The organism is Nocardioides sp. Soil777 (assembly GCF_001428425.1).
GTDB classification, from domain to species: Bacteria; Actinomycetota; Actinomycetes; order Propionibacteriales; family Nocardioidaceae; genus Nocardioides; species Nocardioides terrigena.
On the sequence record NZ_LMSN01000016.1, the window covers coordinates 279,698 to 300,363 of the forward strand.

The 20,666-nt window shown below is 71.5% G+C and carries 18 protein-coding genes; 14 read left to right on the forward strand and 4 right to left on the reverse strand.

Translation table 11 applies throughout. The features are described from left to right. From pntB to ASG88_RS14425, 6 genes are all read left to right on the forward strand, one after another. The gene (gene pntB / locus ASG88_RS14400) at positions 1-1,440 is read left to right on the forward strand and encodes a Re/Si-specific NAD(P)(+) transhydrogenase subunit beta (protein WP_235534859.1); all 1,440 of its coding nucleotides are present in this window, start codon (positions 1-3) and stop codon (positions 1,438-1,440) included. Positions 1,441-1,517: 77 nt separating this feature from the next. Further along, positions 1,518-1,967, forward strand: coding sequence for a hypothetical protein (locus ASG88_RS14405; RefSeq protein WP_157559743.1), 450 nt, complete (start codon positions 1,518-1,520; stop codon positions 1,965-1,967). After that, positions 1,964-2,281 carry a type VII secretion target gene (locus tag ASG88_RS14410; protein ID WP_056888115.1) on the forward strand — a complete coding sequence of 106 codons (318 nt, stop codon included), beginning with the start codon at positions 1,964-1,966 and terminating at the stop codon, positions 2,279-2,281. The genes ASG88_RS14405 and ASG88_RS14410 overlap by 4 nt, the downstream gene beginning before the upstream one ends. Before the next feature lie 2 nt (positions 2,282-2,283). Then, the gene (locus ASG88_RS14415; RefSeq protein ID WP_056888116.1) at positions 2,284-3,102 is read left to right on the forward strand and encodes a hypothetical protein; all 819 of its coding nucleotides are present in this window, start codon (positions 2,284-2,286) and stop codon (positions 3,100-3,102) included. Beyond that, on the forward strand, positions 3,099-3,512 hold the full coding sequence (locus ASG88_RS14420) for a YbaB/EbfC family nucleoid-associated protein (protein WP_056888117.1): 414 nt from the start codon (positions 3,099-3,101) through the stop codon (positions 3,510-3,512). Before ASG88_RS14415 ends, ASG88_RS14420 begins: the two co-directional genes overlap by 4 nt. Further along, positions 3,509-4,180 carry a hypothetical protein gene (locus ASG88_RS14425; protein ID WP_056888118.1) on the forward strand — a complete coding sequence of 224 codons (672 nt, stop codon included), beginning with the start codon at positions 3,509-3,511 and terminating at the stop codon, positions 4,178-4,180. Before ASG88_RS14420 ends, ASG88_RS14425 begins: the two co-directional genes overlap by 4 nt. Before the next feature lie 73 nt (positions 4,181-4,253). Here the strand turns inward: ASG88_RS14425 and ASG88_RS14430 are convergent, their stop codons facing one another. Continuing rightward, positions 4,254-4,982: a VIT family protein gene (locus ASG88_RS14430; RefSeq protein ID WP_056888119.1), complete on the reverse strand. Its 729-nt coding sequence runs from the start codon at positions 4,980-4,982 to the stop codon at positions 4,254-4,256. Between the two features lie 127 nt (positions 4,983-5,109). Between ASG88_RS14430 and ASG88_RS14435 the strand changes: the two genes are divergently transcribed. Beyond that, positions 5,110-5,793, forward strand: coding sequence for a hypothetical protein (locus ASG88_RS14435; RefSeq protein WP_056888120.1), 684 nt, complete (start codon positions 5,110-5,112; stop codon positions 5,791-5,793). Here the strand turns inward: ASG88_RS14435 and thpR are convergent. Continuing rightward, positions 5,790-6,362 carry an RNA 2',3'-cyclic phosphodiesterase gene (gene thpR, locus ASG88_RS14440; protein WP_056888121.1) on the reverse strand — a complete coding sequence of 191 codons (573 nt, stop codon included), beginning with the start codon at positions 6,360-6,362 and terminating at the stop codon, positions 5,790-5,792. The genes ASG88_RS14435 and thpR overlap by 4 nt on opposite strands. Beyond that, entirely contained in the window at positions 6,362-7,507 is a 1,146-nt protein-coding gene (locus tag ASG88_RS14445) for an acyl-CoA dehydrogenase family protein (protein ID WP_056888122.1), read from the reverse strand. Before ASG88_RS14445 ends, thpR begins: the two co-directional genes overlap by 1 nt. A gap of 73 nt (positions 7,508-7,580) precedes the next feature. Here ASG88_RS14445 and ASG88_RS14450 point away from each other — a divergent pair, with 73 nt between their 5' ends. Further along, positions 7,581-8,399, forward strand: a complete 819-nt coding sequence (locus ASG88_RS14450) for a M15 family metallopeptidase (protein WP_082600453.1) — start codon at positions 7,581-7,583, stop codon at positions 8,397-8,399. A 13-nt stretch (positions 8,400-8,412) separates the two neighbouring features. Here ASG88_RS14450 and ASG88_RS14455 read toward each other — a convergent pair whose 3' ends face one another. Further along, the gene (locus tag ASG88_RS14455; RefSeq protein WP_056888123.1) at positions 8,413-9,135 is read right to left on the reverse strand and encodes a hypothetical protein; all 723 of its coding nucleotides are present in this window, start codon (positions 9,133-9,135) and stop codon (positions 8,413-8,415) included. Between the two features lie 150 nt (positions 9,136-9,285). On the opposite strand from ASG88_RS14455, the gene glgX reads away from it, so the two are divergent. The 6 genes from glgX (at position 9,286) to ASG88_RS14490 (ending at position 20,655) form a co-directional block, all read left to right on the forward strand. Continuing rightward, positions 9,286-11,502 (forward strand): glycogen debranching protein GlgX, encoded by a 2,217-nt coding sequence (gene glgX, locus ASG88_RS14460; RefSeq protein ID WP_056888124.1) that lies wholly within the window; start codon positions 9,286-9,288, stop codon positions 11,500-11,502. A gap of 40 nt (positions 11,503-11,542) precedes the next feature. Then, positions 11,543-15,664 carry a malto-oligosyltrehalose synthase gene (gene treY, locus ASG88_RS23865; RefSeq protein WP_235534860.1) on the forward strand — a complete coding sequence of 1,374 codons (4,122 nt, stop codon included), beginning with the start codon at positions 11,543-11,545 and terminating at the stop codon, positions 15,662-15,664. Positions 15,665-15,730: 66 nt separating this feature from the next. Next, entirely contained in the window at positions 15,731-16,534 is an 804-nt protein-coding gene (locus tag ASG88_RS14475; RefSeq protein ID WP_056888125.1) for an N-formylglutamate amidohydrolase, read from the forward strand. Further along, a complete protein-coding gene (locus ASG88_RS14480) occupies positions 16,531-17,718 on the forward strand; it encodes a flavohemoglobin expression-modulating QEGLA motif protein (protein ID WP_056888126.1) in 1,188 nt (395 codons plus the stop codon). The genes ASG88_RS14475 and ASG88_RS14480 overlap by 4 nt, the downstream gene beginning before the upstream one ends. Beyond that, positions 17,715-18,755, forward strand: a complete 1,041-nt coding sequence (locus ASG88_RS14485; RefSeq protein ID WP_056888127.1) for a glutathione synthetase — start codon at positions 17,715-17,717, stop codon at positions 18,753-18,755. Before ASG88_RS14480 ends, ASG88_RS14485 begins: the two co-directional genes overlap by 4 nt. 76 nt (positions 18,756-18,831) lie before the next feature. Continuing rightward, positions 18,832-20,655 (forward strand): GAF domain-containing sensor histidine kinase, encoded by a 1,824-nt coding sequence (locus ASG88_RS14490; RefSeq protein ID WP_056888128.1) that lies wholly within the window; start codon positions 18,832-18,834, stop codon positions 20,653-20,655. Positions 20,656-20,666: the final 11 nt, after the last annotated feature.

Here is a 20,666-nt window from a genome sequence, read left to right on the forward strand (position 1 = left end):
GTGAGCGACTTCCTGACCTCCGAGCAGCTGCCCGGACTGATCCAGGCGGCCTACATCATCGCGGGCATCCTCTTCATCGGGGCGCTGGCCGGGTTGTCGAAGCACGAGACCGCCAAGCGCGGCAACCTCTTCGGCATGGCCGGCATGGGCCTGGCGCTCGTCGCGACGCTCGTCCTCGCCGCCCGCAACAGCCAGTTCGGCGACCAGCGTCCGCTCGGCGTGACGATGGCCCTGATCCTCGTCGCGATGGCCGTGGGTGGCTCGATCGGCGCCTGGCGGGCCCGCACGGTGGAGATGACCGGCATGCCCGAGCTGGTGGCCATGCTGCACAGCTTCGTGGGCCTCGCCGCCGTGCTGGTGGGCTACAACTCCTGGCTCGAGCTCCGCGACCTCGGCGGCTCCGATGCGGTGCACGACGTCGAGGTCTTCGTCGGCGTCTTCATCGGTGCCGTGACGTTCACCGGCTCCATCGTCGCGTGGGCCAAGCTGAGCGGCCGGATGACCTCTAGCCCGCTGATGCTGCCGGGACGCCACCTGCTCAACCTCGCCATCCTCGTCGGCTCAACCGCGCTCGCGGTGTGGTTCGTCGCCGACGACGGCGAGCTCGGCCTGGTCCCGCTCCTGCTCATGACGGTGCTGGCGCTGCTGCTCGGCTTCCACCTCGTCGCCGCCATCGGCGGTGGCGACATGCCGGTGGTCGTCTCGATGCTCAACTCCTACTCCGGCTGGGCCGCCGCCGCCGCCGGCTTCATGCTGAGCAACGACCTGCTGATCATCACCGGGTCGCTGGTGGGCTCCTCGGGTGCGATCCTCAGCTACATCATGTGCAAGGCGATGAACCGCTCGTTCGTGAGCGTCATCGCGGGCGGCTTCGGCTCGGACGGTGGGGTCACCGGCGAGGAGCGCGACTACGGCGACCACCGCGAGATCACCGCCGCGGACACCGCGGACCTGCTCGCCTCGGCGCGCTCGGTCGTGATCACCCCGGGCTACGGGATGGCGGTCGCCCAGGCGCAGTACCCCGTCGCGGAGATGACCAAGAAGCTGCGCGAGAAGGGCGTCGACGTCCGCTTCGGCATCCACCCCGTCGCCGGACGGCTCCCCGGCCACATGAACGTCCTGCTCGCCGAGGCCCGCGTGCCCTACGACATCGTGCTCGAGATGGACGAGATCAACGGCGACTTCCACGAGACCGACGTGGTGCTGGTGATCGGCGCCAACGACACCGTCAACCCCGCGGCCCTCGAGGAGCCGGGCTCGCCCATCGCGGGCATGCCCGTCCTCGAGGTCTGGCACGCCAAGGACGTCGTGGTCTTCAAGCGCTCCATGGCCACCGGCTACGCCGGCGTGCAGAACCCGCTCTTCTTCAAGGACAACTCACGGATGCTCTTCGGAGACGCCAAGGAGCGGGTCGACGACATCGTGCGCGCCCTCGGGTGACGTGACTGCCGAGGGTGCTGGCCGATCCCGGATCACGGAGCAGGTTTAGGGCTCCCGTCGAAGGAAAGCATCACGCCATGTCCGAGACGTCCTCACCTCCGCCGCGACTGGCCACCGGGCCGTTGTCGCTGCCCCCCAACCCCATGCAGTCTGCCGGCCCCAACCGTGACACGGTCCTGGAGATCCGTGAGCTGGTGCTGGCCACCATGGAGAAGGCGATGGCCGACCAGGCCGCCTCGATGGCGGCGGTCGCCGCCGCAGCGGCGGGAGCGACCGGCGAGGGCCTCGACGGTGCCGTGCAGGTGCGCGTCGACGGCAAGGGGCTCATCGCGGGGGCGAGCTTCGGACCCGAGATCGTCGGACTGACCCCGGAGGAGCTGAGGGGCGAGACGCTGGCGGCCCTCGAGGACGCCAAGGGTCGGCTCGGGCTCAGCCCGCTCCGCACGGGCGATCTCGCAGACCTCGACACCCGTCCCGTCGCGGACGCCATCATGAACCTCCTGCTCGGAAAGGAAAGCGGCGCATGAGTGAGGGATTCCAGGTGCAGCCGGCAGAGCTGCGCTCCAACTCGAGCGAACTCATGGGGGTCGCCGGTCAGGTGGCCCAGGCCATGGGCGCGGGCGCAGCGGTGACGGCGATGTCGCCGGCGGCCTTCGGCATCCTCTGCTCATTCTTCACCCCCCCGTGCGTGGCCATGTCGGCTGCCGCCCTGGGGGCGATGGCGCCGCTCGAGGCGGCGATCCTCGGCAACGCGGGCGTCGTCGCGGCCATCGCGACGGACTTCGATGTCGCGGACGCAGCCTGCGCGCAGCGCTCCACCGCGATCCTGGGGAGGTTGTGACCATGGGTGACCTCGTGGACGTGGATGTCAGCGACCTGGCCGGTTCGCCGTACTCCCAGATCGCCGACAACGACTACTCGGGACTCGTGCAGGCCTCGCCCGGGGCCGACGAGGCGTGGAAGGCCGGCGAGGCCTTCGCCAACGGTGACTGGGCGCTCGGCGCCTTGAACGTCGCGGGTGGCTGTGCCGAGCTGGTCGCGATGATCATCGACCCGATCGCCGCGCTCGGCTCGAGCGTCGCCGGTTTCCTGCTCGACTACATGCCGCCCCTGCCGCAGATGCTCGACGGCCTGGCCGGCAACCCGGCACTCGTCGAGGGGATCGGCTCCTCCTGGAACGAGATCGGCTCCGCGCTCGACGCGGCGGCCACTGACCTGCAGGCGACGATGAACCGCGCCATGGCGACCTGGTCCGGACTGGCTGCGGATGCCTACGCCGGCGCGGTGACCCTCCTGGTCGACATCACCTACAAGATGGGCGGCATGTGCCGGGCCATCAGCCAGGGCCTGATGGTGGCCAGCGACGTGGTCCAGGCCGTGCGGGGCTTCACCAAGAGCCTCATCTCCGAGCTGGTCGGCCAGCTCATCAGCTGGGCGGCGCAGGTCGCCGCGACCTTCGGCCTCGGCGCCAGCTGGGTGGTGCCGAAGGCGACGCACCGCATCTGGATCACCGTGAGTGACTCGCGCCAGGTCGCCGACCTGCTCGTCCAGGCGATCCGGCACTCCGACCTGCTGGTGACGACGCTCAAGGACGTCCTGACCAGCAAGCTCGCCGTGGGTCTCGCGGCCTACACCGCCGGACTGGATGTGGCCAACGGATGAGCTACACACCACCGACCCAGGTCACCGCCGACAACCTCGACCAGGTCGCCGAGGACTACCGGCGTCGCGCCGAGAACGCCGACCTGGCGGCCGACCGGGTGCTCGCGATCCGCGCCGTGGGCCGTTCCGCCCAGGGGCTGGTCGAGGTCACGGTCGACGGCAGCGCCGTCGTCGTCGACATCGAGTTCTCGGCGGGCGCGCCCAGCTCGCACGCGGCGCTGGGGTTCGCGCTCAAGCAGGCGCACGACCGGGCCGTCGCCGAGTGGAACCGCCAGGTGAAGGCCATCGCCGAGGAGACGCTCCCCGACGACCCTCAGCTGAGGGACCACATGGCCTCCCAGAGCGACGCCGACCTGCTCGCCCACATCGATCCGGCCAACCTCGATGACGACGACGAGTCGCGCCCGTGACCGGGTCCTTCCTGCTCGACCTGCTGGTGGTGGCGGCCGCGGCGGTCGGGCTCGGCTACCTGCTCTTCCGCGTCCTGGTGCAGGGCAAGCAGCTCTACGGCCGTGACCGCGAGCGCGAGAGCAGCTGGGACAGCACCCAGCAGTCCGCGATCGACCTCGCCCGGCGGTCCGGGTGGCAGGTCGACGAGCACCCCGACCGGTCGTGGCCGGAGGACCTGCGCTCGGTCCGCGAGGACGGACGCGCCTGCCTGCTCGTCCTCAGCGGCCCCGACTTCGAGGCCTCCTCGTGGGCGGCCAAGGAGAAGATGGTGGGTGCCCTCGCAGGGGCGCAGAGCCGCCTCTGGCTGCTGCGGCTGCGAGCCCCCGAGGTGAGGCACAGCCTCTTCGTACGCCGCTCGGCCAGGGGTCAGGAGGAGCTGCTCCTCCCCACCCGCTTCCAGGGCCGGGTCGCCGTCGAGGAGCCCATCGGCGGACTCTTCGCCGGGGGGGACTATCGCGAGGTGGAGGACCTCCTCGGGCCGCTGGTGGAGCAGGTGCGGGCCAGCGGGTCCTGGATCCTCACGGCTCCGGGCGACGTGACGGTGATGGCCGCCCTCGAGCCGGACGCATCCGGGTTGGAGTTCCGCCTCCGGCTCGCCCGTGAGGTCGCAGCAGCCCTGTCGCGCTGAGCGAGCTGCGCCTCGCCCCTGCGTCAGTCGGTCGGCAGGGCCTCGCCGGTCCTGAGGGCACGGGCGTCGTACGTCAGAGACCGCCCACCAGGGCGCCGATGCCATAGGTCACGACCATCGCGATGACACCACCGCCGACGTTGCGGACCACGGCGCGTCCGGCGGGGCTCTGCCCCAGCCGGGCGCTGGCCCAGCCCGTCAGGGCGAGGGCCACCACCACGGAGAAGCCGGTCACCCACAGGCGGACGTCGGCGGGACTCAGGCCGATGGTGAGCAGGGGGAGCAGGGCGCCGACGGTGAAGGCGAGCATCGAGGCCCAGGCCGCGTGCCAGGGGTTGGTGAGCTCGTCGGGGTCGATGCCCAGCTCGGCCTCCGCGTGCGCGCCCAGGGCGTCGTGCTCGGTCAGCTGCTCGGCCACCTGCATGGCGAGGTCCTGGGACAGGCCCTTCTGCACGTAGAGGTCCGCCAGCTCGGCGAGCTCCTCCTCGGGCTCCTCGGCGAGCTCGCGTCGCTCCTTGGCCAGCAACGCCTGCTCGGAGTCGCGCTGCGTGCTGACCGACACGTACTCCCCGGCGGCCATGCTGATCGCTCCGGCCACGAGCCCGGCGACACCCGCGACCAGGATGGCGCGGTGGTCGGTGGTGGCACCCGCGACGCCGACCACCAGGCCCGCGGTCGAGACGATGCCGTCGTTGGCGCCGAGCACCGCCGCCCGCAGCCAGTTGAGCCGTGCGGCCAGGCTCTCGTCGTGGGGCTCGTCGTCGTGGGGGCCGATCTGGAGGTCGGCCGCGTCGGTGCTCATGGCCCCATCGTCCGCAGTACGAGGACGCTGCGCAACGAAGGCGAGGCTCGGCTGGGCCGGGTCCGGCACGACGGCACCGGCGACACCGTCCGCCAGCGCTCGTGAGGGGCCTGCTAGACATGCGCGCATGAGTGTCGGCGACTGGCTCGGAGCCCTGCTGGCCGTGGCTGCCGTGGGGGTCCTGGCCGCCCGGTCCCGCCTGTGGCTGCGCACCTACCGCCGCGGCGGGGCCGGCGACCGCGCCGTGCTCGAGGAGGCGGAGGCCAGGCAGGAGTCCGTACGCCGCCTCGCCGCCGAGCAGGGGTGGACGGTCCGCTGGGGCGCCGAGGTGGGGTCGCGCACGTTCCCGTCGCGCCTGCGGGCCGAGACGGTCGACGTCGGCGCCTGCGACTTCGTCGTCGAGGGCGACGGCTTCACCGCGACGTCGTGGACGGCCTACTCCGGGCGTCGCCAGTCCCCGATGAAGATGGCGATCCGGCAGCACGTCCTGCAGGTGGACGCGCCGGGGGTCGACGCCGAGGTCCTGCTGCGCGACCTGCCGGTCGTCTACACGCCGATGCTGTTCCCGAGCACCTTCAAGGACCGGTCCGTCGGCGACGCGCCCGGCCAGCTGGTCGCCGCCGGCGACTACGACAGCATCCGCGAGCGGGTCGCCCCGCTGGTGGACCGCATCGTGGCCAGTCGCACCTGGGTCGTGGTGATGGACGGCACGGTGACGGTGACGGCCCACTGGGAGCCCGACGCCGTCGAGCTCGAGTCCTGGCTCCGGCTCGCGCGTGACGTGGCCGCCTCGCTGAGCGTCCCGGCCTAGCCCTCCGGTCGCGCCAGCGGGAGCGTCGCGACCACCTCGTGACGCGGGCGGCGGCGCGGGCCCTCCCCGAGGTACGACGCCACGAGGGCGACCTCGTCCGCGGTCCAGGCGGGTCCGGCGTACGCGTCGAGGAGACGGACCCAGCGGCTCACGTTGGCCGGCCGCCCCAGCCGCGCGAGGGTGAGGTGCGGTCGGAACCGCTGGCCGTCGACGACGGCACCCGAGGTGCTCGCGGCCGAGCGGGCTCCCCGGGACAGCGCGTCGAAGTCGCCCTCGAGCCCCGCCCAGAGCACCTTCGCGCGGTCGGGATGGGGGAACGCGCCCCCACCCACGACCCGCGCGGTGAAGGCCGGGTGCCGTGCCGCGGTCGCCGCCAGGCGGTCCACCAGGTCGTCGAGCGAGCGGTCCGGCACGTCCGCCATGAAGGCGAGCGTGAGGTGCCACTGCTCGGCCGACGACCACCGGAAGCCCTCGACGGACCGGGCGGCGTCGCGTCGTACGGACAGGAACTCGTCCAGGTCCTCGGTCGCGACCGCCGGCGGGACGACCGCCACGAACATCCTGGACATCAGAAGCCCAGGTCGCGCCCGATCAGCATCTTCATGATCTCGTTGGAGCCGGCCCAGATCTTGCTGACCCGGGCGTCGCGCCAGGCGCGGGCGACGCGGTACTCGTTCATGTAGCCGTAGCCGCCGTGCAGCTGGACGCAGTGGTCGAGCACGTCGTTCTGCACCTGCGAGGTCCACCACTTGGCCTTGGCCGCGTCGACGGCCGTCAGCTCGCCGCGGGTGTGCTTCATGACGCACTGGTCGACGTAGGCCTGGGTGACCTCGACCTGGGTGACGAGCTCGGCCATCAGGAAGGCGTTGTGCTGGAAGCTGCCGATCGGCTGGCCGAAGGCCTTGCGGTCCTTGGCGTACTGGATGGTCTCCTCGAGGATCTGCGCGGCGTGGGCGAGGTTGGTGACCGCCGAGCCGAGGCGCTCCTGGGGCAGGAACTGCATCATCGAGATGAAGCCGGTGTCGAGCGGGCCGATCAGGTCGGCGTTGCTGACCCGGACGTTGTCGAAGGCCAGCTCGGCGGTGTCGGACTCGTCCTGGCCGACCTTGTCGAGCACCCGTCCGACGGAGAAGCCGTCGAGCGAGGTGTCCACGCCGAAGAGGCTGATGCCCTTGGCCTTCTTCTCCGGGCTGGTGCGGGCCGCGACCACCACCAGGTCGGCGCTGCCGCCGTTGGTGATGAAGGTCTTGGAGCCGTTGATGATCCAGTCGTCGCCGTCCTGGACCGCGGTGGTACGGAGGTTGGCCAGGTCCGAGCCGCCGCCGGGCTCGGTCATGCCGATGGCGGTGAGCAGCTCGCCGGAGCAGAACCTCGGGAGCCAGCGCTCCTTCTGCTCGTCGGTGGTGAGGTGCACGAGGTAGGGCGCCACGATGTCGGCGTGGATGCCCAGGCACGAGGGCAGCGTCATGTTGACCTTGGCGAGCTCCTCGGTGAGCACGGCGTTGAAGCGGTAGTCGCCCGCCTCGGAGCCGCCGTACTGCTCGGGGATCTCCAGGCCGAGGAAGCCCTGCTTGCCGGCCGAGAGCCAGAACTCGCGGCTCAGGCCATGGCCCTCGGCGTACTCGTCGAGGTGGGGGACCACCTCGCGGTCCAGGAACTCCTTGACCGAGGCGCGGAAGGCCTCGTGGTCCTCGTCGTAGATGTCGCGCGTCATGGAGCAGATGTTACCCGCGAGTCACCTGGCGTGGTCGCCGTCGTGACGAGCGACGCTCGACTAGCGTGGCCGCGTGCTGAAGGTCGCGCTCGCTGCCCTGGTCCTGGCCGGTACGACGCTCGCGCCCGGCCCCGTGTCCGCGGCCCCTCCCGACGGCACCATCGAGGCCCCGGCCACCGGCCTCGGCTCCCGCCCGCCGGCGTGGCTGGGCACCCGCGAGCTGCCCCGGACCGACTCCGGCGTCGGCGAGGTCCGGCCGACCCCGCCCGCCCTGCGGCACCGCCGGTGGACGCTGCCCGACACGGTGCCGATGCTCCGGGGCCGGGGCTACCGCGCGAAGGTCGTCTCCCCGGCACCCGCGCGGGTGGTCGCGCGGTCGACGTGGAAGGAGGGCTGCCCCGTCGCGCCGGGCGACCTCGCGTGGGTGCGGGTGAAGTTCTGGGGCTTCGACCACCGCGCCCACACCGGCGAGCTGCTCGTGCACTCCCGCGCGGCCGACGGCATCGCCGAGGTGTTCGGCGCCCTCTTCCGGCAGCGCTTCCCGCAGGAGCAGGTGGTGATCGTGCGCTCCTACGACCCCGACGAGCCGCCGACGGGCGACGGCAACGCCACGGGTGCGTTCGTCTGCCGGCCGACGACCGGGGCGTCGTACTTCTCCCAGCACGCCTACGGCCTGGCCATCGACCTCAACACCTTCCAGAACCCCTACCTCAAGGGCGACGTGGTGCTGCCCGAGCTGGCCAGCGCCTACCTGCGGAGGGACCGGGTGCGCCCGGGCATGGTCGTGGAGGCGGGCCCCGTGATCGACGCGTTCGCCCGGATCGGCTGGGAGTGGGGCGGCGACTGGAGCAGCGCCAAGGACTACCAGCACTTCAGCGAGAACGGACGCTGAGCACGGAGGGGAGTCAGGAGCGCAGGACGTCCTTGGCGGGCGGTGGCTCGACCTCGAACTCCTGGTCGAACTCGGAGAACGCCAGGGCCGCGGGCTCCCGTCCCCCCTCCTGGGTGATCTTGAGGACGTAGTGGGGGTCGTCCGTGGCGATCCACGCCCGCTGGGTGGCCACCCCACCGTCAGTCCCGGTCACCACCACCGCCTTCATGCCGTCCAGGGAGACCTCCTCACCGCGGGTGAGGTCGGCCACCTCGTCGTCCTCGTGGACGACGCCGTACTTGTCGAAGAGCTTCTCGAAGGCGCAGAGGTCGCGGGCCTGCCGGGTCCCCAGCGGGATCCAGGACCGGGCGAGCCGCTCCTTGGTCGCCTGCGGCAGGGCGGCACCGCCGCCTGCGGTGTTGATGAACCCGACGTCGCCCTTCACCCAGGCCTTGCCGTCGACGCCCCGGACGTCGACGTGGCTGCCGTCGTAGGTGAGCGAGCCGGTGCAGTCGCCGGAGCGGCTGAGGTGGAGGTCCACGAAGTGCGACCGACCCTTCAGCCACAGCTGCCCGGTCATCCGCAGCGAGTCCACCTCGGTCATCGTGTCCAGGCTCGCCGACACGACGTCGGACACGCCCTGCTTGGCGAAGTCGCTGGTCGTGAGGTCCTCGTAGACGCTGCAGCCCGCGACGGCTGCGGTCGCGACGACGGCGAGTGCGGTGCGCGCGACGGCGCGCGTCGTACGTGATGCCACTGGAGACCCCCTGATCGACCGGCGGCAGCATCAGACCATGCACCCGCAGGGGTGCGCAGCGGAATGCGCAGGACGCTGCCGCGGGCCATGATGGAGATCGGGACCAGTCGAGCGGTTACGCTTTGAACGATCCAACTATCAAGGAGTGCCGTGCAGATCTGGCCAGGAACGCCCTACCCGCTCGGTGCCACCTTCGACGGCAGCGGCACCAACTTCGCCCTCTTCAGCGAGGTCGCCGAGCGCGTCGAGCTGTGCCTCTTCGAGGTCGGCGCCCGCGGCAAGGTCACCGAGACCCGCGTCGAGGTCACCGAGGTCGACGCCTACGTGTGGCACTGCTACCTCCCCACGGTGCAGCCGGGACAGCGGTACGGCTACCGCGTCCAGGGCCCCTGGGACCCGGCCAACGGCCTGCGCTGCAACCCGAACAAGCTCCTCCTCGACCCCTACGCCAAGGCGACCAGCGGCGAGATCGACTGGGACCAGTCGCTGTTCGGCTACACCTTCGGTGACCCGGACTCCCGCAACGACGACGACTCCGCGTCCCACATGACGCACGGCGTGGTCATCAACCCGTTCTTCGACTGGGAGGGCGACCGCAAGCTCAACATCCCCTACAACGAGTCCTTCATCTACGAGGCGCACGTCAAGGGGCTCACCCAGCTGCACCCGGACATCCCCGAGGAGCAGCGCGGGACGTACGCCGCCCTCGCGCACCCGGCGATCACCGGTCACCTCACCAAGCTCGGCGTCACCGCCATCGAGCTGATGCCGGTCCACCAGTTCATCCAGGACTCCACCCTGCTCGACCAGGGCCTGCGCAACTACTGGGGCTACAACACGCTGGGCTTCTTCGCGCCGCACGCCGACTACGCCTCGAGCGTCGAGGGCCAGCAGGTGCAGGAGTTCAAGTCGATGGTCAAGGCGATGCACGCCGCGGGCATCGAGGTCATCCTCGACGTGGTCTACAACCACACCGCCGAGGGCAACCACATGGGGCCGACGCTGAGCTTCAAGGGCATCGACAACCCGGCCTACTACCGCCTCGTCGAGGACGACCAGCGCTACTACATGGACTACACGGGCACCGGCAACAGCCTCAACGTGCGCCACCCGCACTCGGTCCAGCTGATCATGGACTCGCTGCGCTACTGGGTCACCGAGATGCACGTCGACGGCTTCCGCTTCGACCTCGCCGCCACCCTGGCCCGCGAGTTCTACGACGTCGACAAGCTCTCCACCTTCTTCGAGATGGTGCAGCAGGACCCCGTCGTCAGCCAGGTCAAGCTCATCGCCGAGCCGTGGGACATCGGCCCCGGCGGCTACCAGGTCGGCGGCTTCCCGCCCCAGTGGACCGAGTGGAACGGCGACTACCGCGACACCGTGCGCGACTTCTGGCGCGGCGAGCCGTCGCTGGGCGACTTCGCCTCCCGGCTCTCCGGGTCCTCCGACCTCTACGAGCACTCCGGTCGCCGGCCCTTCGCCAGCATCAACTTCGTCACCGCCCACGACGGCTTCACCCTGCGCGACCTCGTGTCCTACAACGAGAAGCACAACGAGGCCAACGGCGAGGACAACAACGACGGCGAGAGCCACAACCGCTCCTGGAACCACGGCGTGGAGGGCCCCACCGACGACCCCGAGATCCTCGAGGCCCGGGCCCGCGAGCAGCGCAACTTCATCGCCACCCTGCTGCTGAGCCAGGGCGTGCCGATGCTGCTGCACGGCGACGAGATGAGCCGCACCCAGGACGGCAACAACAACACCTACGCCCAGGACAGCGAGATCGCCTGGGTCCACTGGGACCGGGCCGACAAGCCGCTCATCGAATTCACCGCCGCGGTCGCCAAGCTGCGCGCCAGCCACCCGACGTTCCACCGCAAGCGCTTCTTCACCGGCAACACCGTGCGCACCGGCGACGGCGAGCGCCTCAACGACATCGTGTGGCTGTCGCTCGACGGCACCCCGATGGAGGACGACAGCTGGGAGGGTGCCAAGGCGATCGGGATGTACCTCAACGGCGACGGGATCGCCGGCAAGGACGCCCGCGGCGGCACCATCACCGACGACCACTTCCTGCTCTACTTCAACGCCGACGGCCCGGCCGACGTGACGCTGCCCCAGGACGAGTACGCCGCGGCGTGGGACGTCGTCATCGACACCGGGGGTGCGGCCGACACGGCGCAGACCCTGGCTGCGGGGGAGACGTTCCACCTCGGGACGCACAGCCTCGTGGTGCTGCGTGAGCACGCCGAGCCCGAGACGCAGCCCGACCACTCGGTCGCCGCGTCGCTGGCCTCGCTCGCCGACGCCGGCACCACCGACGCCACCCCCGCCGCCGACAAGCGCCACCGCCACGACCAGGACTGAAACCAGGACTGGAGCAGAGCACAGCCCACCGAGAGGGACCATGCGCACGCCCGTCAGCACCTACCGGATCCAGATCACCGAGGACTTCGACCTGCACGAGGCTGCGCGGGTGCTGCCGTACCTGCACGACCTCGGGGTGGACTGGGTCTACCTCTCGCCGCTCCTCGCGGCGGAGTCGCACAGCAACCACGGGTACGACGTGTCCGACCACGGGCGCATCGACGCGGCCCGCGGCGGGGTGTCGGGCCTCTCGGCGGTGTCGGCCGAGGCGCACCGGCTGGGCATGGGCGTGCTGGTCGACATCGTCCCCAACCATGTGGGCGTCGCCAAGGCCGACGACAACGCGTGGTGGTGGTCGGTGCTGACCCACGGCCAGGCCTCGGAGTACGCCGACGCGTTCGACATCGACTGGGCGGCGGGCGGCGGACGCCTGCGCATCCCGGTGGTCGGTGACGACGACCTCCTCGACCACGGCACGATCGACCACCTCGTGGTCGAGGCCGGCCAGCTGCGCTACCACGACCACGCCTTCCCGCTGGCCCCCGGCAGCGCCGACGACATGGACGAGCTCGGGATCACCGCCCAGGACGTGCACGCCCGTCAGCACTACGAGCTGGTGTCCTGGCGCACGGCCGACGCCGGCCTCAACTACCGCCGGTTCTTCGCCGTCAACACCCTGGCCGCGATCCGGGTCGAGGACCGTGAGTGGTTCGACCGCTCCCACGACGAGATCGGCCGCTGGTTCACCGAGGGGCTCGTCGACGGCCTGCGCGTCGACCACCCCGACGGCCTGCGCGACCCCGAGGGCTACCTCCGCGACCTCGCCGAGCTGACGGGCGACGCCTACGTGCTCGTCGAGAAGATCCTCGAGCCCGGCGAGGAGCTGCCGCGCGAGTGGCCGACCGCCGGCACCACGGGCTACGACGCGATGGCGCTCATCGACCGGGTGCTCACCGACCCGGCCGCGGCCGAGGCCCTCGGTGCGCTCGACGAGCGGCTCCGGGGCGGACCCGTCGACTGGGCCCGGATGGTCCATGACAACAAGCGCGCCGTCGCCGACGGCATCCTGCGCTCGGAGGTGCTCCGCATCGGCCGCGAGCTGCGCGTCGCACTCAGCCGCTCGGGGGCCGACGCGCCGCCCGACACCGAGGACGCGGTGGGCGAGCTGGTGGCCTGCTTCCCCGTCTACCGCTCCTACCTCCCCGGCGGTCGTGAGCACCTCGACGAGGCCTTCGCCCTGGCCCGCGAGCACCGACCCGACCTGGCCGCCACGCTCGACGTGCTGCTCCCGGTGCTGTCCGACCCTGCCCAGCCCCCGGCCCTGCGCTTCCAGCAGACCTCCGGGATGGTGATGGCGAAGGGCGTCGAGGACTGCTCGTTCTACCGCTGGTCACGGCTCACCTCGCTGAACGAGGTGGGGGCGGACCCGTCGGTCTTCTCGGTCACCGCCGACGAGTGGCACGACGCGATGGCCACCCGCCAGCGCGAGTGGCCGCACGCGATGACGGCGCTCTCGACCCACGACACCAAGCGCGGCGAGGACGTCCGCGCCCGCATCACCGCGCTGGCCGAGGTCCCCGACACCTGGGAGCGGGCGCTCGACCGGCTGCTCGACCTGGTGCCCCTGCCCGACCCGGGCTTCGGCAACCTGCTCTGGCAGGCCGTCGTCGGCGCCTGGCCCGCGTCCGGCCTCGACGGTGACTGGCGCGAGCGGCTCCACGGGTACGCCGAGAAGGCCATGCGCGAAGCGGGCGACCGCACGCAGTGGACCGAGCCCGACGAGGACTACGAGGCGGCCGTGCACGCGGCCGTCGACGCCGCAATCGACCGGCCCGAGGTGCGCGCCGTGGTCGACGAGGTGCTCGACGCCGTCGCCGCGGCCGGCTGGAGCAACGCGCTGGCCGCCAAGCTGGTCGCGATCACGATGCCGGGCGTGCCCGACGTCTACCAGGGCAGCGAGCTGTGGGAGCAGTCCCTCGTCGACCCCGACAACCGTCGCCCGGTCGACTTCGACGTACGCCGCTCGCTGCTGCACGCGGTCGAGCAGGGCGAGCGCCCCGCGCTGACCGGGAGCGTCGACGACCCCGGCGCGGCCAAGCTGCTCGTCACCCGCGCCGGCCTGCGGGCCCGCCGCGAGCAGTCCGAGCTCTTCGACTCCTACGCCCCGCTCACAGCGAGGGGGGAGGCCGCCGACCACGCGCTGGCCTTCGACCGCGGCGGGGCCATCACCGTGGTCACCCGCCTGCCGCTCGGCCTCGCCGGGCGCGGCGGCTGGGCGGACACCACCCTCGCCCTGCCCGCCGGGGAGTGGACCGACGCGGTCTCCGGTCGCGTCTTCACGGGCGACGTCCCGCTCGCGGAGCTGCTGGCCCACCTGCCCGTGGCGCTGCTCACCCGCAGCCTTGCGCCGCTCGACGAGGTCCGCGGCCGCTTCGACGTCTGGGCCCCTAGGGCGGAGTCCCTCGCGCTCCGGGTCGGCGATGCGCGGGTGCCGATGGCCCGTCGTGCCGACGACTGGTGGACCCCCACCGGCCCCGTGCCGGAGGGCGAGGTCGACTACGGCTACCTCGTCGACGACGCCACCACCCCGCTGCCCGACCCGCGCTCGCGCCGGCAGCCGGACGGGGTGCACGGCCTGTCCCGCACCTTCGACCCCGGTGCTCACGTGTGGTCGGACGACACCTGGACCGGGCGCCAGCTCGCCGGCTCGGTGATCTACGAGATGCACGTCGGCACCTTCACCCCCGAGGGCACCCTCGACGCCGCCCTCGGCCGCCTCGACCACCTCCGGTCGATCGGGGTCGACCTCGTCGAGCTGATGCCCGTCAACGCCTTCAACGGCACCCACAACTGGGGCTACGACGGCGTCCTGTGGTCGGCCGTCCACGAGCAGTACGGCGGCCCCGCGGCGTACCAGCGCTTCGTCGACGGCTGCCACGCGGCCGGCCTCGGCGTGATCCAGGACGTGGTCCACAACCACCTCGGCCCCTCGGGCAACTACCTGCCGGTCTTCGGGCCCTACCTCAAGGCGGGATCCAACACCTGGGGTGACCTGGTCAACCTCGACGGGGAGGGCAGCCACGAGGTCCGGCGGCTCATCCTCGACAGCGTGCGGATGTGGTTCGCCGACATGCACGTCGACGGGCTCCGCCTCGACGCCGTGCACGCGTTCTCCGACGAGTCGCCGACGCACCTGCTCGAGGAGATGGCCGTCGAGGTGGCCGCGCTGTCGGCCCACCTGCGCCGTCCGCTCACCCTCATCGCCGAGTCGGACCTCAACGACCCGCACCTCGTCACCCCCCGTGAGGGCGGTGGCTACGGGCTGGACGCGCAGTGGAGCGATGACTTCCACCACGCCGTGCACGTGGCGCTCACCGGCGAGACCGACGGCTACTACGCCGACTTCGAGCCGCTCTCGGCGCTCGGCAAGGTGCTGACCCGCGGGTTCTTCCACGACGGCACGTTCAGCTCGTTCCGCAACCGGGTGCACGGGGTGGCCGTGGACGTCGAGCGGGTGCCGGGCTGGCGCCTCGTGGTGGCGAGCCAGAACCACGACCAGATCGGCAACCGCGCCCGCGGCGACCGGGTCACCGAGGCGCTCGACGACGACCAGCTCGCCTGCGCGGCGCTGCTGACCCTGGCGTCGCCCTTCACCCCGATGCTCTTCCAGGGCGAGGAGTGGGCGGCATCCACGCCGTTCGCGTTCTTCACCTCGCACCCGGAGCCCGAGCTCGGTCGGGCCACCGCCGAGGGCCGGCTCGCGGAGTTCGAGCGGATGGGCTGGGACCCCGCGGTCGTGCCCGATCCGCAGGACATTGCGACGTACGAGCGCTCCAAGCTGGACTGGGACGAGCTCGGCACGGGGCGCCACGCGGTGCTCCTCGACGTCTACCGCCGGCTGGCCGCGCTGCGTCGTGAGCTGCCCGAGCTCACCGACCCGGACCTGCGCCGGGTCGACGTGGACGTCGACGAGGACGCGCGCACCCTGGTGATGCACCGCGGTGCGGTGACCGTCGTGGTCAACGTCGGGGCCGCCCCCGCGACCATCGACCTGCCGGGCGAGCACGAGCTGCTCTTCACGACGCCTGCCGGCGCCTCGCTGGTCGCCGACGGACTGGAGCTGCCGGCGCACGCCGGCGCGCTGCTGCGTCGTACGCGCTGATTCCGCACACCCCTGTGGGTGTGCTGGGTTGGCCGCGGGACGGACGCGGTGGGTAGACAGGCCCGCATGACGACTGGGAGAGAGACGTCAGGGCTCGTCGCGTTCACCGGAGGCTGGGACACGCAGGTCGTGGCCACCTCGGTGCACGCGGGACACGACCTGCGGCCCGACATCGCGGCAGCGATGGTGCTCGACGAGGACGTCCGGCTGCGCGAGGAGGACCCGCACACCGACGTGATCGCCGCGGCCGTCGACTCCCGTGCGCTGACGGCACGCTCGCGCTTCGAGGTCGACCTCAACAGGCCCCGTGAGGAGGCGGTCTACCGCGAGCCGGACGACTGCTGGGGCCTGGACGTGTGGGCCGACGGCACGCTCTCCGACGACCTGACCGCCGGCAGCCTCGCCGTGTACGACGAGTTCTACGCGCGCCTCGGCGAGCGCCTCGACGCGGTGGCCGCCCGCGGTCCCTTCGTGCTCCTCGACGTGCACTCCTACAACCACCGTCGCGACGGCGCCGACGCCGACCCGGAGCCCGCCGAGGACAACCCGGTGGTCAACGTCGGGACCGGCACCCTCGACAGCGACCGCTTCGGTCGCCTCCTCGACGACTTCGTGGAGACGCTCTCCAAGCAGCACGTCGGCGGCGAGCCCCTCGACGTCCGGGAGAACGTGAAGTTCCGGGGCCGCGCGGTGTCGTGGTTCGTGCACGACCGCTACCCCGGCGTGGGCTGCTGCCTGGCGCTGGAGTTCAAGAAGACCTTCATGGACGAGTGGACCGCCGAGGTCGACCACGACCGCCTCGCGGAGACCGTCCGGGCCCTCGGCGCCACCGTCCCGGTGCTCGAGCAGGCCCTGGCCCGGCTCCGGTGAGCCCGGACGCCGGGTCGTCGGAGCCTCCGGAGATCGCCCCGTCCGATCGCGCGATCGACCACTCCCTGGCCCAGCTCTCCCGGACCTTCCGCTTCCTCCTCGACATCACGCCGGTCGACGCCGACGACGTCAAGGACGACTTCCTCGAGGGCGAGGACCCCGAGCCCGACTTCACCTACCGCGAGCTCGAGACCGACCCGGAGGTCGTCCGGGCGATGCTGGACGACATCGACGTCGCCTCCGTCGAGGACCCCACGCTGGGGCACCTGCTGCGCGCCAAGCACCGCGAGATGGAGCTCCAGCTCGAGATGCTCCAGGCGCGCGAGTCCGACGACTTCCTCCAGCTGAGCATCGAGCTGTACGGCGGGGTGTCGCCCGCCCTGCGCCGGCAGGCCGAGGCGCTGCTCGAGACCGTCACCGAGACGGAGCCACCGGGCGACGTCCTGGACGCGGAGGAGTTCCTGGCGCTGGCCGAGGCGGAGATCGCCCACTACCGCGAGGTCGACCCCGACCTCGAGATGCACGCCGAGATCCGCCCCGACGTCAACGGTGTGATGGTCTCCGGCGACACCCTGCTCATCGGGCCGGAGTCGCGGGTGCAGCACGCCCGCGCGGCCGCCCTGCTGCACCACGAGGTGGGCACCCACCTCGTCACCCAGGCCAACGGCACCCACCAGCCGATCAAGGTGCTGGGCGTCGGGCTGGCCGGCTACGACGAGACCCAGGAGGGGCTGGCCGTGCTCGCGGAGATCGCGTGCGGCGGGCTCACCGCCTTCCGGCTGCGCCAGCTCGCCGGTCGCGTCGTGACCGTGCACCGCCTCATCGGCGGCGCGACGTTCGGCGAGGCCCACGACGCCCTGGTGTCGGACGGCTTCCCGCGCGGCAGTGCCTTCACCACCGTGATGCGCGTCTACCGGTCCGGAGGGATGACCAAGGACGCCATCTACCTGCGCGGCCTCGTCGAGCTGCTCGAGCACCTCGGCGGTGGCGGCGCGCTCGACCTGCTCTGGCTGGGCAAGTTCTCGCTGGGGGACCTACCCCTCATCGGCGACCTGCGCGACCGGGGTGTGCTCCACCCCCCGCGGGTGCTGCCCCGCTACCTGCACGACCCGGCTGCCGCGGCCAACCTCGAGAGGGCCGCCGGGACCGAAGATCTCAGCACACTCCTGGAGGAACGCACATGAAGATCGGCTTCGTCGTCAACGACATCGACACCGAGCAGGCGCAGTACACCACCAACCGGCTGGCCATGGCGGCCAAGGAGATGGGCCACGAGGCCTGGTACATGGGCATCGGCGACTTCGCCTACGAGCCCGACGGCTCGCTCAGCACCAAGGCGCGCGCGGGCGACGCCAAGAGCTACCGCTCGCTGGAGCGGCACATGTCCGACGTCCAGAAGCCGGAGGTCGAGCAGCTCCTCGGGCTCGACGAGTTCGACGTGGTGATGCTGCGCAACGACCCGGCCGACGACGCCGAGACCGACCCGTGGCGCAACAACGCCGGGGTGGCCTTCGGCCAGCTGATCGCCTCGACCGGCGTGCTGGTGGTCAACGACCCGACCAGCCTGGCCAACGCGCTGTCCAAGGCCTACTTCCAGCACTTCCCCGAGGTCGTCCGGCCGCGCACCCTGATCTCGCGCGACGAGAAGATGATCGAGGAGTTCATCGCGGACCTCGGCGGCAAGGCCGTGCTCAAGCCGCTGCAGGGGTCGGGCGGCGCCGGCGTGTTCCTGGTCGACCGCAAGGAGGCGCCCAACCTCACCCAGATCATCGAGGCGATCTCCCGCGACGGCTACGTCGTCGCGCAGGAGTACCTCCCCGAGGCGGTCAACGGCGACGTGCGGATGTTTGTCATGAACGGCCAGCCGCTCATGCACCAGGGCGAGTACGCCGCGTTCCGGCGTACGAACAAGACCAAGGACATCCGCTCCAACATGTCCGCGGGCGGGAAGGCCGAGAAGGTCACCGTCACCGACGCGATGCTGGAGATGGTCGAGGTGGTCCGTCCCAAGCTCGTCGCGGACGGCATGTTCCTCGTCGGGCTCGACATCGTCGGCGACAAGCTGATGGAGATCAACGTCTTCAGCCCCGGTGGCCTCGGCAGCGCGCAGAGCCTCTACGAGGTCAACTTCGCCCCGGCGATCATCGGCGAGCTCGAGCGCAAGGTGAACATCCGTCAGCACTACCCGGAGATCGACAACATGAGGCTCGCAACGAGCTGACCCAGCTCGCTCTCTGCGTGAAACGCGCCCCGCGAGGGCCTCCGCCATGTCATCGTGTAGGGCGGAGGTGAGGGGCATGACGACCAGCGAGCAGACCGTCGAGCACGACCGCCCCCACCAGGGGGGCTGGGGCGAGCCGGCGTCCCGTGCCCAGCTGTGGCGTATCGCGGACGACCTGCGACGCCGCGCGGGCTTCAGGATCTGTGCCATCGAGGTGCGCCGCAGCGACGACATGATGGAGTTCGTCGCGATCGCCGGCGACGACCCGGACGTGCGCGAGCTGGAGGGACAGAGCTCGCCGCTCGACGCGATGTATCCGGCGGTCGAGCTCGGCGACGTGGTCGGCGTCTTCACCTTCGTCCCCTGGGAGTCGATGACCCAGGAGGCGTGGGACCGCATCGAGCCGTACGTCGTCGTGCCCGAGGGTGACGCCCCGAGCTCGTCCGACGACTGGCACCCCCAGGACATGCTGGTCGCCCGGCTGTTCGACGGCGCGGGACGGTTGCGCGCGTTCGTCTACTTCGACGTCCCCGACTCCGGTCTCCGACCGACGTACGAGCTGCTGACCGCGATGAGCGCCGACCTCGACGTCAGCCTCCAGGCCGTCATCACCACGATCGAGCGCGAGGAGTACGCCGCCGGCATCCGGCTCGCGACCGGTGCCCGCGTCGTCGTCCGCTCGGCCGCCAGCCGGCACGGTCTCGGCGAGCTGCTGCGGGTCGCGGGCGAGGAGCTGCATCGCGCCTTCCGGGCCGAGGTGCTCGCCGTGGACGTCTTCGGCGAGGCGCTGACCATGCACCCGCCCGCCGCGGTGGAGGTCGGCGCTCCACCGTTGCACCCGGCGCTCCAGGACTCCGCGCGCGCCTGCTGGGCGCGCCAGCGCGTCGTGCTCGTCGACGGCACCCGCGTGTGGGGCGACGACGACCTCGACGCGCAGCACCGCGACGAGCTGGTCGCCCTGCTGGCCGCGCACGGGTGGGGCGAGGTGGTGATCGTGCCCGTCGGTGCCGGCGACGAGGTGCTCGGCATGCTGGCCATCGCGCGTGCGGTGGGCAGCGCCGCATGGACCGACGACGAGAGCTCGGCGGCCCTCGACGTCGGGCAGGACCTGGGACGGGCGATCCTCAACGCCCGTGCCTCCCAGCGCGAGCGGGAGGCGGCCGAGGAGCTGCGTCGGGTCGACGACTACCGCGCCGGCCTCATCGCCACCCTCGCCCACGAGCTCAAGAACCCGATCGGGGTGGTCGCGGGCCACGCGGAGATGCTCGCGTCGCTCGGCGACGTCGAGGGCCTGCCGCCCGCGGCACTGGTGTCCCTCGAAGCGATCACCCGCGGCGCCGACCGGCTCGCCACCCTGGTCGACGACCTGATGACGCTGAGCAAGGTGGGCGACCCCTCCCGTGAGCTCGACGCCGTGCCGGTGGACCTGCGCTGGGTGGTCACCTCGGTGGTCGAGCAGGCGACGCTGGCCGCCGCGCAGCGCGGCGTGGGGATCGTCTGCGCGACCCCGCCGGAGCCGCTGGTCGTGCTCGGGGACGAGACGTCGCTGACCAGTGTGGTCACCAACCTGCTCACCAACGCGATCGGCTACTCCGACCAGGACGGCTGCGTGCGGCTCTCGCTGTGGCGCCAGGACGACCACGTCGTGCTGGAGTGTGCCGACGAGGGCATCGGCATCTCCGAGGACGACCGCACCCGGCTGTTCACCGAGTTCTTCCGCAGCACCAACCGCGACGCCCTCGAGCGCCCCGGCACCGGCCTCGGGCTCACCATCACCCAGCGGATCGTGGAGCGCCACGGTGGACGGATCTCGGTGGACTCCGAGCTGGGCGTCGGGTCGACGTTCCGGGTGCTCCTGCCGATCGCCGAGCCGCCGGAGGCGATCGTCGTCACCTGGTGATCCGGCTGGTG